Annotated in this window: 14 protein-coding genes; 8 read left to right on the forward strand and 6 right to left on the reverse strand. The window is 73.2% G+C overall.

All coding sequences use genetic code 11. The features are described 5' to 3' along the window. Nucleotides 1-26 precede the first annotated feature (26 nt). From PUR61_RS02340 to PUR61_RS02355, 4 genes are read left to right on the forward strand one after another with little or no spacing between them, the layout of a single operon-like run. Entirely contained in the window at nucleotides 27-1,232 is a 1,206-nt protein-coding gene (locus PUR61_RS02340) for an LLM class flavin-dependent oxidoreductase (protein WP_329875071.1), read from the forward strand. Next, nucleotides 1,229-2,158 carry a serine aminopeptidase domain-containing protein gene (locus tag PUR61_RS02345; protein WP_329875072.1) on the forward strand — a complete coding sequence of 310 codons (930 nt, stop codon included), beginning with the start codon at nucleotides 1,229-1,231 and terminating at the stop codon, nucleotides 2,156-2,158. Before PUR61_RS02340 ends, PUR61_RS02345 begins: the two co-directional genes overlap by 4 nt. Beyond that, a complete protein-coding gene (locus tag PUR61_RS02350; RefSeq protein ID WP_329875075.1) occupies nucleotides 2,155-2,730 on the forward strand; it encodes a flavin reductase family protein in 576 nt (191 codons plus the stop codon). Before PUR61_RS02345 ends, PUR61_RS02350 begins: the two co-directional genes overlap by 4 nt. A 5-nt stretch (nucleotides 2,731-2,735) precedes the next feature. Next, nucleotides 2,736-3,836, forward strand: coding sequence for an LLM class flavin-dependent oxidoreductase (locus PUR61_RS02355; RefSeq protein WP_329875078.1), 1,101 nt, complete (start codon nucleotides 2,736-2,738; stop codon nucleotides 3,834-3,836). Nucleotides 3,837-3,926: 90 nt separating this feature from the next. Here the strand turns inward: PUR61_RS02355 and PUR61_RS02360 are convergent, their stop codons facing one another. Continuing rightward, nucleotides 3,927-5,708, reverse strand: a complete 1,782-nt coding sequence (locus PUR61_RS02360; protein WP_329875080.1) for a WG repeat-containing protein — start codon at nucleotides 5,706-5,708, stop codon at nucleotides 3,927-3,929. Nucleotides 5,709-5,933: 225 nt separating this feature from the next. Between PUR61_RS02360 and PUR61_RS02365 the strand changes: the two genes are divergently transcribed. After that, complete coding sequence (locus tag PUR61_RS02365) at nucleotides 5,934-6,269, forward strand: peptidoglycan-binding domain-containing protein (RefSeq protein ID WP_329875082.1); 336 nt, start codon at nucleotides 5,934-5,936, stop codon at nucleotides 6,267-6,269. Between the two features lie 105 nt (nucleotides 6,270-6,374). Here the strand turns inward: PUR61_RS02365 and ispG are convergent, their stop codons facing one another. The 5 genes from ispG to PUR61_RS02390 all read right to left on the reverse strand — a co-directional run bounded on the left by ispG (nucleotide 6,375) and on the right by PUR61_RS02390 (nucleotide 11,255). Continuing rightward, nucleotides 6,375-7,514, reverse strand: a complete 1,140-nt coding sequence (gene ispG, locus PUR61_RS02370; RefSeq protein ID WP_329875084.1) for a flavodoxin-dependent (E)-4-hydroxy-3-methylbut-2-enyl-diphosphate synthase — start codon at nucleotides 7,512-7,514, stop codon at nucleotides 6,375-6,377. Nucleotides 7,515-7,898: 384 nt separating this feature from the next. Further along, on the reverse strand, nucleotides 7,899-8,828 hold the full coding sequence (locus PUR61_RS02375; protein ID WP_329875086.1) for a terpene synthase family protein: 930 nt from the start codon (nucleotides 8,826-8,828) through the stop codon (nucleotides 7,899-7,901). A gap of 278 nt (nucleotides 8,829-9,106) precedes the next feature. Further along, nucleotides 9,107-9,355, reverse strand: coding sequence for a hypothetical protein (locus PUR61_RS02380; protein WP_329875088.1), 249 nt, complete (start codon nucleotides 9,353-9,355; stop codon nucleotides 9,107-9,109). After that, a complete protein-coding gene (locus tag PUR61_RS02385) occupies nucleotides 9,259-10,128 on the reverse strand; it encodes a polyprenyl synthetase family protein (protein ID WP_329875090.1) in 870 nt (289 codons plus the stop codon). Before PUR61_RS02385 ends, PUR61_RS02380 begins: the two co-directional genes overlap by 97 nt. 107 nt (nucleotides 10,129-10,235) lie before the next feature. Beyond that, nucleotides 10,236-11,255, reverse strand: coding sequence for a Rieske 2Fe-2S domain-containing protein (locus PUR61_RS02390; protein WP_329875092.1), 1,020 nt, complete (start codon nucleotides 11,253-11,255; stop codon nucleotides 10,236-10,238). An 887-nt stretch (nucleotides 11,256-12,142) separates the two neighbouring features. Here PUR61_RS02390 and PUR61_RS02395 point away from each other — a divergent pair. The 3 genes from PUR61_RS02395 (at nucleotide 12,143) to PUR61_RS02405 (ending at nucleotide 14,407) form a co-directional block, all read left to right on the forward strand. Continuing rightward, entirely contained in the window at nucleotides 12,143-12,430 is a 288-nt protein-coding gene (locus PUR61_RS02395; RefSeq protein WP_329875094.1) for a hypothetical protein, read from the forward strand. Nucleotides 12,431-12,465: 35 nt separating this feature from the next. Continuing rightward, nucleotides 12,466-12,792: a hypothetical protein gene (locus PUR61_RS02400; RefSeq protein ID WP_329875096.1), complete on the forward strand. Its 327-nt coding sequence runs from the start codon at nucleotides 12,466-12,468 to the stop codon at nucleotides 12,790-12,792. A gap of 112 nt (nucleotides 12,793-12,904) precedes the next feature. Beyond that, entirely contained in the window at nucleotides 12,905-14,407 is a 1,503-nt protein-coding gene (locus PUR61_RS02405; RefSeq protein ID WP_329875098.1) for an ABC1 kinase family protein, read from the forward strand. Nucleotides 14,408-14,667 lie beyond the last annotated feature (260 nt).

Genomic DNA, 14,667 nt, shown 5'->3' on the forward strand with positions numbered 1-14,667 from the left:
ACCACTGCCATGAAAGGCTTTTCGCCATGCCCGTCGAGTTCATCGGCATGATCTCCACCCACGACGTCTCGGAGACCCGCCCGGCCCACGGCCCGGTGGTCGACGTGGACTACACCCGTCGCTTCGCCCGGGCGCACGAGGACGCCGGCTTCGACCGCATCCTGGTCGCGCACTCCTCGGCCAGCCCCGACCCCAACCAGGTGGCGGCGTTCGCCGCGGCCAACACCGAGCGGCTGGGCCTGCTGATCGCCCACCGTCCGGGCTTCATCGCCCCGACCGTGGCCGCCCGCACCTTCGCCACCCTGGACCAGTTCTCCGGCGGCCGGGTCGCCGTGCACATCATCACCGGCGGGCACGACGCCGAGCAGCGCCGCGACGGCGACTACCTCACCAAGGACGAGCGCTACGCCAGGACGGACGACTACCTGACCGTGCTCACCAAGGCGTGGACGGAGGAGGGCCCGTTCGACCACGAGGGCCCGTACTACCGCTTCGCCGACTTCCACTCCGAGGTCCGCCCGGTCACCCGGCCGCGGATCCCGCTCTTCTTCGGGGGCTCCTCGGAGGCCGCCTACCGGGTCGGAGGCAAGCACGCCGACACCTTCGCCCTGTGGGGCGAGCCGCTGGCGGAGACCGCGCAGCAGATCGCCTCGGTGCGCGCCGCCGCCGAGGCCGCCGGGCGCACCGACGTCCACGGCATCAGCGTCTCCTTCCGTCCGATCCTGGGCCGCACCGAGGACGAGGCATGGGAGCGCGCGCACGGCATCCTGGCCACCATCAAGGAGCGGGCGGACGCCTTCGGCGGGCGGCGCCAGGTGCTCCCGGTCGGTCCGGGCGCCGCCCCGCAGAACGTCGGCTCCCAGCGGCTGCTGGCCGCCGCCTCCAAGGCCGACCGGCACGACCGCGCGCTGTGGACCGCCCCCGCCGCCGCGACCGGGGCGGCGGGGAACTCGACCGCGCTGGTCGGCACCCCGGAGACGGTCGCCCAGGCGCTGCTGGACTACGTCGACCTCGGCGTCACCACGCTGCTGATCCGCGGCTACGACCCGCTGGACGACGCGATCGACTACGGCCGGGAGCTGCTGCCGCTGGTGCGCCAGGAGGTCGCCCGCCGCGACGAGCGGGCGGCGCGCGAGGCGGCGGCCGGGGCCGAGTCCGAGGCCAGGGCCGAGGCGGCCCGGGCGGCCCGGGCGGCGCTGCCGGACGCCGAGCCCGCGAGCGCCGCCCGATGAGCACCCCCGCACCCGCGGTGGCCGTCCCCGGCGCCGGCACCGCGCCGGGGGCGGGCCCGGCGCCCGCCGGGCCCGCCCCCGCCCCGGCCTGGTCCTCGGCGTCGGCGTCGGCGTCGGCGTCCTGGGACCCGGCCGACGGTGTGGTCGTCCGCGGCACCGTCCTGCTGCTCCCCGGCCGGGGCGAACACCCGGGCCTGTACGGCCGGTTCGGACGCCGGCTCGCCTTCGACGGCTACCGGGTGGTGGCGACGGCCCACGGCGGCGAGGCGGCCGAGGCCGACGCCCTCGCGGAGCGCGTCGCCGAGGAGCGCGCCGCGCTCCCGGCCGGCGCGCCCGTCGTCCTGGCCGGATCCGACACGGGGGCTCTGCTCGCCCTGGCCGCCGCCGGGCCCGCCGCACCCGACGGCCTGCTGCTCGTCGGCCTCCCCACGGCCGGTCCCCGGCCGGACGGCGCGCAGCGGACCGGCACCGCCGCGGAGGGCGCCTGGACGGACGAGCTGACCGCCAGGACCGCCTGCCCGGTACACCGGGACCTGCTCGGCAGCGACCCCGACTACCGGCCGGGCGCGCTGGAGGAGCCCGTGCCCGCCGCACTCGCCGAGGCGGCCGACCGGTCCGACCCCGGCCTGCCCGCCCTGCTGGTGCACGGCGGGGCCGACCTGGTCTCGCCGCCCGCGACCGCCCGGCGGCACGCCGCCCGGCTGGCGGCCGAACTGCTGCTGGTCGCCGACGGCCGGCACGACGCGCTCAACGACGCCCCGCACCGCAGCGTCGCCGCCGCCGTCGTGCAGTGGCTGGAGCGGCTGCGCGGCGGCCCGCACCTGCCCGTCCAGCTGATCCCGGTCGCCGGCCCCGCGCCCGTACCGGATGCACCACAAGCACCGGACGAACCGGTGACGCACCTCTCCGAAGGAGTCCCGGCATGACCACGCTCGACGAACGCCCCGCCCTCGCCGTACCGGCGGGTGCGGCAGCCCCCGCACCCGCCCCCGCCCCCGCCCCCGCACCGGACGCCGCGACCGCCGCCGACCTGCTGCGCGGCGCGCTGCGCCGGCACGCCGCCGGCGTCACCGTGATCACCGTGGCGGGCCCCGGCGGACAGGCCGGGTTCACCGCGACCTCGTTCACCTCGGTGAGCCTGGAGCCCGCGCTGGTCTCCTTCTACCTGGCGGCCACCGCCTCCTCCGCCCCCGCCGTCCGGGCCTGCGAGGCGTTCACGGTGCACATCCTGCGCCACGGCCAGCAGGAGCTGGCGAAGCGTTTCGCCCGCAGCGGGATCGACCGCTTCGCCGACACCCCGTGGCACACCGGACCGCACGGCACGCCGCTGCTGCCCGGCGCCGCCGCCCGGCTGACCGCCAGGACGACCCAGGTGACCCCGGTCGGCGACCACCTGCTGGTCGTCGGTGAGGTGGTGGGCGCGGACACCGAAGGCGGCCCGCCGCTGGTGCACCACAACGGCGGGTACGGCCGGTTCGCCGCCGACCTGGAGGGCTGAGGACCATGCCGCTGACCGCCCACTGGTTCCTGCCCACCACCGGGGACAGCCGGTACGTCGTCGGCGGCGGCCACGGCTCGGTGCCCGGCACGGCCGGTTCGGACCGCCCGCCGAGCATCGCCTACCTGGGCCAGATCGCCCGTACGGCAGAGCAGTTGGGCTTCACGGGCGCACTGACCCCGGCCGGGGCCTGGTGCGAGGACGCCTGGCTGACCACCGCGATGCTCACCCAGGTGACCGAGCGGCTCAAGTACCTGGTCGCCTTCCGCCCCGGCCAGCTCAGCCCGACCCTCGCCGCCCAGATGGCGACCGGCTACCAGAACCAGTCGGGCGGCCGGCTGCTGCTCAACATCGTCACCGGCGGCGAGTCCGCCGAGCAGCGCGCGTACGGGGACTTCCTCGACAAGACGGGCCGCTACGCCCGCACCGGGGAGTTCCTGGACATCACCGGGCGGCTCTGGCGCGGCGAGCGGGTGGACCACCACGGCACCCATCTGCGCGTCGAGGGCGCGCAGTTGACCCGGCTGCCGGAGCCGGTCCCGGAGGTGTACTTCGGCGGGTCCTCCCCGGAGGCCGCCGAGGTCGCCGCCCGCCACGCCGACGTCTACCTCACCTGGGGCGAACCCCCGGAGATGGTCGCCGAGAAGATCGGGGCCATCCGCGATCTGGCGGCGCGGTACGGGCGCACCCCGCGCTTCGGCATCCGGCTGCACGTGATCACCCGGGACACCTCCGAGGACGCCTGGGCGCAGGCCGGACGTCTGCTGGCCGGGATGGATCCGGCGCGGATCGCCGCCACCCAGGAGGCACTGGCGCGCAGCGAGTCGGAGGGCCAGCGGCGGATGCGGCTGCTGCACGGCGGATCGACGGAGCGGCTGGAGGTGTCGCCGGGTCTCTGGGCCGGGATCGGCCTGGTGCGCGGCGGTGCGGGCACGGCGCTGGTCGGCAGCCACCGCGAGGTCGCCGACCGGATCGAGGAGTACCACCGCCTGGGCATCGACGAGTTCGTGCTGTCCGGGACGCCCCACCTGGAGGAGGCGTACTGGGTCGGCGAGAACGTGCTGCCCCTGCTGGCCGCTCGCGGCCTCTGGAAGCCCGAAGCCTGACGCGCGGCCTCTGGAAGCCCGGGGTCCGACGGCGCACGGGCCGGCCCCCGGCTCGCACGGGTGCGCGGCGGCGGCCGGTCCGGCACGCCCTCAGTCCCCGTCCACGACCGCCAGCCAGAGCTGGATCTCCACGTCCCCGTCGCCGGTGAGGTCGTACGCCTGGAGCAGCAGCAGCCGGCCGTCGACCGCCCAGACCGTGGACCGCTCGCCGTCACCTGAGCGCAGGATGGTGCGGTCCCCGGGCAGCGGCTCGCCGAAGCGGGCTCGCAGCCGCTCCACGGCGGCGCTCTCGATCTCGTCGAACCGCTCGCTGGTCTCGTCGTGGAGGAAGGCGAACTCCGCCTGGTGCTCCGCCGAGAGCCAGATGTCGGCGAGGACGGCCATCGCCCCGTGGCACACGTCGTCCGCGTCGTCCGCGTCCAGCTCCGTGAGGTCGTACGGGTCGTCGTGACTGTCGAAGATCAGCGAGCAGGGGCGGAACGGCCGGGGCACGGCCGCCAGCAGCTCCGCCGCGAGGTCGGGGACGGCGTCGAGCCCGTCGAGGGCCGCCGACCCGCCCCTCAGCCGGGGGTGGGCGAGGAAGTGGTCCGCGTCCCGGGCGAGGAACGCCCCGGGCGGGGTGAAGGTGCCGGGGGCGCCGGTCTCCTCCAGGACCACCGCGCCGGCGGCGTCCCGCAGCCGCAGCAGCGTCCCGTCCCCGGCGGGCGTCTCGGTGCGGGCCACCTCCCGGCCCGCGGCGTCGACATGGGCGACGGCGCCGTCCCGGGTGAGGAAGCGGGCGAGGCCGGGCGAGACGCCCTCGAAGCCGAGCACCCAGCCGTCGTCGTCGGTGAGCGGCTCCGGGTACGGGACGGGCACGAACCGGCCGTCGGTGCGCAGGACGCCCCACGACTCGCCGTCCTCCTCCCCTTCGGCCGGCTCCTCGTCCGGGACACCGAGCGCCACGGCCGCGCCGTCCGGGCCGAAGTCCTCGGCCCAGGTGTAGACCTGGGGGATCACCAGGGTGCCGGTCGGGTCCGCGAAGCCGCGCGCGTAGCCGTCGCCGGTCCGGACCAGGCCGTGGTGGAAGGTGTCGGACATCGCGCTGCCGCCCTGGAGGACGAGCTCGCCCCGGCCGTTCACGAAGCCGGTGTACAGGTCCCCGAGGCCCCCGCCGACGACGTAGGCGAGGCCGTTGTCGTCGAAGGACTTCAGCAGGCGGTGGCCGGGCTCGACGACCCACTCCCCCGCGAGGTCGATCAGCCCCCACTCCTCGCCGACCCGCACGGCGGCCGTGCTGTCGGGCCCGAAGGGGCGGGCCCCGTCGAAGCGCGGCTCGATGACGGTGCGTCCGGTGCGGTCGAGGTAGCCGCAGAGGCCGCTGCCTGCGAACCGGACGCCGACCAGCCCGGCGGCGGAGCAGGGGCCGCCCGCCCGGTACGGGCCGCTGATCACCTGGGTACCGGACGGGTCGAGGTAGCCGACCGTCCCGTCCTCGGTACGGATCCGGGCGAGCCCGTGGCGGAAGGACCCGGCCTCGGTGTAGGCCGCCGGTATGACGGGCGCGCCGTCCGTCCCGGCGAAGCCCCAGCGCCCGTCCTCGCGGAAGCGCGAGAGGCCCGCCGGGTCGAAGGCGTGCGCGTGCTCCCACTGCGGCTCGGCCAGCCACCGGCCGTGTCCGTCGAGGTAGCCCCAGCGGCCGTGCACATCGGCGGCGGGGGCGACCCGGCCGCACCGCCCGTCCGGGTGGAACGGGCCGACCGCGGTGAGGTCGGGCGCCCGCACCAGCCGTCCTTCCCCGTCGATCAGGGCGATCCGCAGGCCGAAGGGGGCCGCTCCCTCGCAGCGCAGGGTGTGGGGCGGCGCCGGCTCGGCGGCCGCGGTGTCGGCCATGGGTGACGGCTCCTCGGGGCGGCGGACCGGAGGTCACCGGGCCGGACAAGTGATCAGATGATCGGGATCGCGCCATCGTAGTGCGCGGCCCGGACACCTGGTTGAACACCTGAAGGGCACACCGGGTGGTGCCCGGGCGAGGCAGGTCCCGTCCTTCGCGGTGAGCGCGGCGCGCCGTCGCGGCCCGCTCGGCCCGCGCCGACCGCGCCGGCCGCCCAGCAGGCGGTGGGCCCCCAGGCCGGCGCACGGCTCACAGCCATCGAGAACCTCGGCCTGAACGCCTCGGACGCCGAGTACCTCCAGGGCTGGCTGGCGAGCTACTGGGGCTACCCGGGCGCCGTCGACGGCCAGTTGGACACCGAGAGCTGGAAGGCGCTCCAGCGCTTCCTCCAGGAGAGGTGGGGCTACCCCGGCGCGGTCGACGGCGTCGTCAGCACCGAGACCGTCAAGGCCCTGCAGCGCCGGCTGAGGGCGCACGAGAGCTACACCGGTCCGATCGACGGCATCGCCGGTCCGAGTACCCGGGAGGCGTTCAAGCGCTTCGCCGCACCCAAGTCCTGAACCCCGCGACGGTCCACCGGTTCCGGTCGGGCGGTGCCGTCCCGCGGGGACGGTCGGGTGTGGGGGTGGCCCGGTTCGGTGGGGCCGCTGGCACGGGCGGTGCGGTCAGGGCGCGGTCTCGTCTGCGGTGTCGGGGGCCTCGGTAAGGCGCAGGGCTTCTTCGATGAGGGCGTCGACGATGCGGTGTTCGGGGACGGTGCGGATGACTTCGCCTTTGACGAAGATCTGGCCCTTGCCGTTGCCGCAGGAGACGCCGAGGTCGGCTTCGCGGGCTTCACCGGGGCCGTTGACCACGCAGCCCATCACGGCGACGCGCAGGGGGTGGGGGAAGTCGTCGAAGGCGGCTTCGACGCGCTGGGCCAGGGTGTGGATGTCGACCTGGAGGCGGCCGCAGCCGGGACAGGAGACGATCTCCAGCTTGCGGGGGCGCAGGCCCAGGGACTGCAGGATGTGGGCTCCGGCCTTGACCTGGTCGACGGGTGGGGCGGAGAGGGAGACGCGGATGGTGTCGCCGATGCCGCCGGCGAGGAGGATGCCGAAGGCGACGGCGGACTTGATGGAGCCCTGGAGGGTGGTACCGGCTTCGGTGACGCCGAGGTGGAGGGGGTAGTCGCAGGCCGTGGCGAGGAGTCGGTAGGCCGCGATGACGGTGAGCGGGTCGTGGTGCTTGACCGCGATCTTGAGGTCGGTGAAGCCGTGGTCCTCGAAGAGCGAGCACTCCCACAGGGCGGATTCCGCGAGCGCGGCAGGGGTGGCGGCGCCGTACTTGGCGAGCAGGCGCGGGTCGAGGGAGCCGGCGTTGACACCGATCCGGATCGGTACCCGGGCGGCGCTCGCGGCGTGGGCGATCTCGCGGACCTTGTCGTCGAACTTGCGAATGTTGCCGGGGTTGACTCTCACGGCGGCGCAGCCCGCGTCGATGGCGGCGAAGACGTAGCGGGGCTGGAAGTGGATGTCGGCGATGACGGGCAGCTTCGACTTGGCGACGATGGCGGGCAGGGCGTCGGCGTCGTCCTGGGAGGGGACGGCGACGCGCACGAGGTCGCAGCCGGCGGCGGTGATCTCGGCGATCTGCCGGAGCGTGGCGTCGACGTCGGCGGTCGGGGTGGTGGTCATGGTCTGGACGGAGACGGGTGCGTCGCCGCCCACGGGGACGGTGCCGACCAGGATCCGCCGCGAGCGTCGACGCGTCGACATGAGCGGGGGCGGGGACGGTTGGGGAAGCCCCAGATCGATCAAGGCCATGGCTGGTCCTCCGGGCTCGGGCGGGCAGTGTCGGGGTGCGCCGAGGACCGCTTCGGTGGCACTGGGTTTCGGGCCTGTGCGGGCGAGGAGTTGACCCCGGATTCCGTGGGACCTGGACTGATCCGGTTCCTGGTACCGCTCTGCTCGGCAGGCCCGGCGGCGTGGCGGGACTCCTTGGTGCAGGGGCATAGCCTTCCGGCGGAAGGCGCGCAGTGCCTCAGGCGGCAAAGGCGTGTCTCATCGGGTGCGGAGCTGCTCCGGTCGGGGGTCTCACTCCCGGTGCCCGACTCGGTGCGTCGGGCGGCCCGCGTCCTGCTGGTTCTCCGGGCACGGTCCGAGTCCTCTCGGCCTGCTCCTTCGCCCCGGTATGCGGCGGTGTCGGGTTCAGTGGTTCCACCACCAGGCGATGGAGGAGATGGGCAGGGGGCTGGGATCCAACCGGAGCGGTTCCTGGCTGGTGATACCCAGGAGTGCGAGGTCGCCGCCGTAGCGGGGGTTTCCCGCGTGCCAGTGGATCACGTTGGTGATCATGGTCCCGGTGTCTCGCAGGAACCGGGTCAGAGCGGGGCTGGACTCGACGGCGATGCGGTCGCGAAGGCGCAGGTGGACCACCATGACGCGGTTCCAGAACTCGATGGCCTTCCGGGTGGCGTGTGTGACGTCGAGATGGTGATGCCGCATCAGCGTCATGACGATGTTCTTGTGCGCGTCGCCGCTCCGCAGGTCCTTCTCGACGGAGTAGATGTCGTTGCACCAGGCGAGGAGGATTCCGGCGGACTCGAGCCAGGCGCGGGTGGCGGGGGCCTCGAACTCGTGGGCCGGGATCTCCATCCCGTTGTAGATCTCCGATGCCGTGATGTAGGCGGCGAACGCGGTGAGCCACAGGCGCATCACGGGAAGAACCGCAGGCGTTGCCTGTCGGCCGGCGAGGCGGTGGCAGGTCTCCCAGGGGATGGCCATGTGATACGAGGTGTACCCGGCGGCGAAGCGGGCGTACTGGACGTCGGTGGCGCTGCCGCGGAACTCGTTGATCAGCTCCGCGAAGTGTTTCACGAAGGGGAGGTCGGTCAGGGGCGGTGCGGTTGGATCGTCCACGATGCGCTGCATGGTGCAGCATGCCTCGATGACCTCCTCCAGTGTGGTGAGTTCCTCCAGCCAGTCGTCCACGGCGAAGGCGAGCAGGTACCACTTTCCGCCGAGCTCCAGGCGTTCCTCGATTCCGTCGGGGCTGGAGCAGGCGACGTAGGCGGCGCTTCGGGATCGGAGGAGCGCGTCGCGGGTGTCGGGGTTCGTCGGGATCGGACAGCTTGCCATCCACCGGGTGGCGCTGTCGTCGATCTCCCGGGCCCGGGGGTGGAGTGCAACCGGGAACGGGCAGTAGAGGGCAACCGTGTCCGGCTGCGGGTCCGGCGCTGAAGTGTCAACGGACATGTCGGGTGCTGCCTTTCGGTGGAGAACGGACCGCGGGCCTTCCGGGGTCCGGGAGAGGGCTGTTCGCAAGCGACGGTTCATCGGTGGCCCGCGCGGACGGCGGTTCGGGGAAGCGGGTCATCGAACCGGGCCGGGTGGCGCGGCAGTGGCTGCGGGTGGTGTCAGTGTTCGCGCTGGGTGACCAGGTGGGCGAGGGCGGTGAGTTCGGCGGCGGGCAGGGGTCGGGGTTCGGCGAGGGCGAGGCGGTGGAGGGCGTCGGCGCTGTGGCGGCGGGCCCGGCGAAGGGTCCACTCCCTGGCGCCGCTCTGCTCGATCAGTTTGGCCGCGTGGCGGCACTGCTCCTCGTCAGGGGCGTCGTCGCCGCGATAGAGGGTGCGCAGGGCTTCGGCCTGGGGAGTGTTTCCGGCCATGGCGGCGGCCACCGGCGGGAGACCTTTCGCCGGCGCAGGTCGGACAGCGCGGGTTTGCCGGTGACCTGTTCGTCGCCCCAGATGCCGAGCAGGTCGTCGGCGCACTGGAACGCGATGCCCAGGTGCCGGCCGAAGGCCCGCAGATGTTCCGCGCGCTGCGGGTCGGCGCCGCCGGCGATGGCACCCAGCGCGCAGGCGGCGGCGAGGAGTTCGCCGGTCTTGCCGACCGCCACCGCCAGGGCTCGGGCCTCGCCGGCGTCGGTGCCGGTCTCCAGGAGGATGTCGAGGTACTCGCCCTCGATCAGCAGTTGGACACTCTCCAGGAGAACGGGGATCGTCTGTTCGGCGCGGGGGGCCTGGGCGAGGGTCTGTACGGCGGCGAAGAACAGGGCGTCGCCGGCCAGGATCGCCGCCGGGATCCCCTTGGCCGCCCACAGGGCCGGGCGGTGGCGACGCGTCCGGTCGCCGTCGATGATGTCGTCGTGCAGCAGGCTCGCGTTGTGGATCAGTTCCACGGCCACGGCCGCGGGACGGGCGGCTTCCGGGTCCGCGCCGACGGCCCGACAGGCCAGGAGGGTGAGGGCGGGGCGCAGGGCCTTGCCGTCGGCCGGGCTGTCGAGGTGGGTCCGGTCGTCGGTCCACCAGCCGAAGTGCAGGCCGGCGAGGTGGCGGACGTGCTGGGGAAGGCGGTTGACCTGGGTACGGATCAGCGGCCTGACGGTGTGCGCGCTGTGCGCCAGGATGTGTTCGCAGTCGCGGGGTTCGTCGGACACCGGGGCCTCGCCTTCGGGTGGCAGTGCGTCAGGATCGGGCGGGAGGAGCCGGCCGGCCGCACCGGATGCCCGGCATCGTGCGCCCGGCGGGAATTGTCAGACAGGCTCTAGCCGGGCTCGCCGGCTCCGTCCTGCGGGGAGTAGAACTGCTGGGCCCAGCGCCGGAACTGCATGATCGGACCGTCGCCTTTCGCGAGTCTCGGGTGTTTCAGAGGGATTTTGTTCTGCCAGATGTCGAAGTCCTTGCTGGCATCCAAGGCGAACAGGTGGGCGAGTCCTGCGCTGGCCAGCGCGTTGGCTGGCCCCGCGAGCCCATGGCCGGCGAGCCGCGCTGACGCCGCCATGGTGAAGGTGAGCCGCCCGGGGTCGACAGGTGTGGAGAGGGCCCAGAAGCGAAAGCGAAGTCCGAGCCTCGCGATCTCGACCTCGCTCTGGATGACGCCGAGGCCCTGGGCGATGAGCCGGCCCCTGGGTGAGAGCAACGAGAACGCCCCGAAACTGGAACCAACGCCTTTGCTATGGACGGTCATTGACACGACCGCACGTGTCCCGTCGAAGAGCGGCTCGTGGAGGTAGGTCACGGGCACCCCATGCACAGGGCGGAAGTGTCCGAGGTCGAACGCGTTCTCCAGCACCTCCTGGGGATGGTCCTCCAGCTCGCGGACCACGCAGTGCGGTGCGGGGAAGTCCGCCGGCGGCAGAGGATCGATCTCCCAGGACGGCGCGTCGCCCAGGGCGTGGCGCCAGACGAAGACGAACCCGTCGATCTCCCGGTGCTCCAGAACCGTGAGCCGGGTCTTCAGCGGAGGCGGGGTACCGTATCCCGTCTTCACGCACGCCCCGTCGAGGCCGAACTGGAAGTGGTGGAAGGGGCAGCGCAGGTTGTCCCCCTGCACGGTCGCCCCGTGGCCCAGATGGGCCCCGAGGTGAGGGCAGTACGGCCGTACCGCACGCAGTGCGCCGCTGACGGTGCGGTAGAGCACGACGTCCTCGCCCATCAGGCGGCGGGTGACGACCTTGCCCGGTTTCAGCTCGTGACTGGCGGCCAAGGCGAACCAGCCGTCGGGGTAGGGAAGGCTCGGCGCTGTCGCCTGCACTGTTCGCGGTGACGGGTCCGATGGGGTCACAACGCACCTCATTCGTCGTTGTGGAGGTGGTCTCGCCTCGGTGAGGCTGTCCGCGTCGCACCTGCGTGATGAGCAGGGCCCTCCGGTGCCGCGGTGGCTGTGCGGGTCTTGCGTCGGTGCCCGCACCGGAGCGGGCGTCAGCGCCCATGTCCGGTGGGCACACCCGTTGCGGCGCTGTGCCCCGGACTGGGTGTCGGTCGGTCCGCACGGCGCCGCGAGACGCGTGGGTGCGGACTTGGCCGATCGCTGGGGCGGGCCCCGGGCGTCGCGGCACCGGTTCGACCCGACGATGGTCGGGCCGGGCGCTTCCGGTTTTCGCCGACCGCTCAGACAAGCGGACGACTTCTGTTCCTATACAAACAGATGAAGGGCTGTCACGGAACGGCGCGCGACCCTCACATCGGAGCACGGCCCGCTCGGGTCCGCGCCCCCGCCCATCCCCTCGCGCCCTGCGCCCGTGACGCCGCGGGTCGAGGTCGCGTGGAACACCTGGCGGGGCGGCCACCCCTGGACCGCCCCGGCGGAGCCACTGCCGGAGACCGGCGGAGCCGACGGCGACCACCACCATCAGGGGCGGCCCCCATATCGCCCTGCGGTGCGGGCGGTCGGGTGACACCGCTCGCCGCCTTCGCGCCACCTCACGAACCCCTGTGGGGCGGGAAGCAGTCTCGCCCGGTGGAGCAGGCGTGTGCACGGCCCCATCGGCGCGGGCGCGCGGGACTCATTGCCTCCCAAGCCCCCTCGGGTGGGGTTGCCGCCGAGGTGCGGGCTGGTGTGCACTCAAGGGGATAGACGCTCTTTGTCCGATCTTTCAATCACACACCCAAAGGATCGTAGACGATCAGGCTTTCTCGCATGTTCGGACCCCAGCGGAGAGGTAGACCCCTATGAGTAAGCCCCGGCCGCGACGCGGCATCATCCGGTCTCTGCATTCCTTCGTCGACGACGCCAAGGAGATCGTCGACGAACTCATCGATCGCGCGGCGGTGCTGGAAGGAAACCTCCGGGACACGGTCATCGAACTGTTGCAGGAGGACACGGGTGGCGGACCCGCCGGCGACATCTCCGATCGTCCCGCGAGCGTGGCGGTGCAGCTGGTGGGCCTGCGGGCGGAGCTGGGCGCGCTGCGGGAAGAGTTCGCCCGTCTGGCCGGGACCTCGCCGGTACGTGACTGAGCCCGGTGTGCCAAGACGGGGACCACGACGGCGCCGTGTCCGGTCGGTCGACGGGCGCGGACGCGCAGCGCTGCCTGATCTGGGCGGAGGGTGGGTTCTTGGCGGACTCGCTCACCGGCCGGCGGGTCTCCTTGGCGGAGCTGGCCGACGAGGTGCGAAGCGGGTGCCGGTTCCGGGTCTGGGACGGTGCGAGCGGTGGCGAGCGCACCTACCAGGTGCTGATCCAGGTCCTTCTGTCCGCGCTCGCGTCCGCGCCGGTGGCGGGAGTCCTTCCAGGGACGGCAGGGCTGGTGTCCCTGATCGGCCGTGCCGGACCTCTCGACTGGCCGAACAACGTCGAACCCCGGACGAGAGGCGGGTGAATCACGGTTCGGCAGTCGGGCAGAACCGGCCCGGCCCGCCCGCCCCCCTTTGCGCTGCGCGGTGTTCCCCCGGTACCGGTCCGTGCGTGGCCGCCCTGTCTCTGGAGGCTGTGTGTCCGCTCGCGCGCTCTACGTCTCGGGGGTCCTGGGTCGCCTGCTCACCAACGAGATCCGGCGCCCCCGGCGCAAGGACGGCGAGGACCCCGGGGAGGAGAACGGGCGGGCGCGGGCGGTGCGGGAGGCACTGCAGTCGCTGGGCCCCTTCTACATCAAGGTCGGCCAGATCCTCTCCACCCGCCCCGACTTCGTGCCCGAGGCGATGATCGAGGAGTTCCGCCTGCTCCACGACCAGGTCACCCCGCTCCCCTTCCACGTCTTCGAGCCCGTCCTGGCCGCCGAGTACGGGCCGCGCTGGCCACGCCTGTTCCGCGACATCGACACCAGGACGCCCCTGGGCGCCGCATCGCTGGCCCAGGTCTACCGCGCCGACCTGGCCGACGGCACCCCGGCCGCGGTGAAGATCCAACGCCCCGGTGTCGCCCAGGTCATGGCCCAGGACATGGCCGTCCTGCGCAAGGCCGCGCGCCTGGCGGCCCGCGCCGCACCGCGCTTCACCACGATGATCGACGTCCCCGCCATGCTCGGGGTGCTCTTCGACGCCATGCAGGACGAGACCGACTTCCGGCGGGAAGCCGCCAACATGCGCCACGGCCTGCACCTGACCGCCGAGTTCGAACACCTCACCGTCCCCCGGGTACTCCTCACCCCCACCCGGTGCGTCCTCGCGCAGTCCCTGGCACCCGGCACGTCCGTCCGCGAGGCCGAGCCCACCGCGTTCACCACCGACGAGCGCACCGGCATCGCCCGGGACCTGATGGCCTTCATGTACCGCGGCTACTTCCTCGACCGCTACTTCCACGCCGACCCCCACCCCGGCAACCTGTTCGTCGCCCCCGGCCACCCCGCCCACCTGATCGACTGGGGCATGGTCGGCCGCATCGACGCAACCATCAGCCGCAGCATCGTCCTCGTGCTGCTCAGCGTCGCCGCAGGCGACGGCCCCGGCCTGGCACGGACCTGGGCCGAGATGGGCAATCCCACCCCCTGGGCCGACCTTCCCGGGTTCCGCACCGACATGAGCGCGCTCATCCCCAAGGTCACCTCCGCATCACTTCAGGACCTCGACTTCGGCGTCACCCTCACCGCCGTCCTCGTCCACGCCACCCGCCGCGGCATCCGTTCCAGCCCCGTCATCGCCCTCCTCGGCAAGTCCTTCGCCAACCTCGAAGGATCGATCCGCCACCTCTGTCCCGAACTGTGCATCACCGACGTCTTCGCCGACAACCTGCGCGCCATCATCTTCGGACTCGCCCGCGAGACCCTCTCCGAACAACAGGCCGCCCGCACCGCCCTCGAACTCATCATCGCCGCCCCCGGCACCCTCCAGCAGAGCCGCAACATCCTGCGCAACCTCGCCGACAACGACCTCACCCTGCGCCTCGCCACCCCGACGGATGGGCCAGGCCGCAACCGAACGGCAGCCGGCCCGAACCACACCCGTGCGGCGCTCATCCTGGCCGCCGCCGTCATCTGGGCGGCCAGGCGCGGGAGATGACCCCGGCCCTGGCCACCGCCGGGGCGTGTCAGCTACCTCGTGCACGTCAGGTAGCCGGGTCCGGCCACCTCGCCGCTCCTCGGCGTACACCGTCACCCGGGCCGGCGGGTAGCGGTGCCGCCCGATGACGTTGCCGCGCCGGAACACCTCGACGATCCCCCGGTCGACCTGGATGGGCAGACGCCCGTGCCGGAAACCCGCGGCTCCGCCGCTTCCGCGTCAGACCACTCTCCGGTCGACGAGCGCGGCCACCTCGGTGA

It is taken from the genome of Streptomyces sp. BE20, from assembly GCF_036322525.1.
Lineage (GTDB): Bacteria > Actinomycetota > Actinomycetes > Streptomycetales > Streptomycetaceae > Kitasatospora.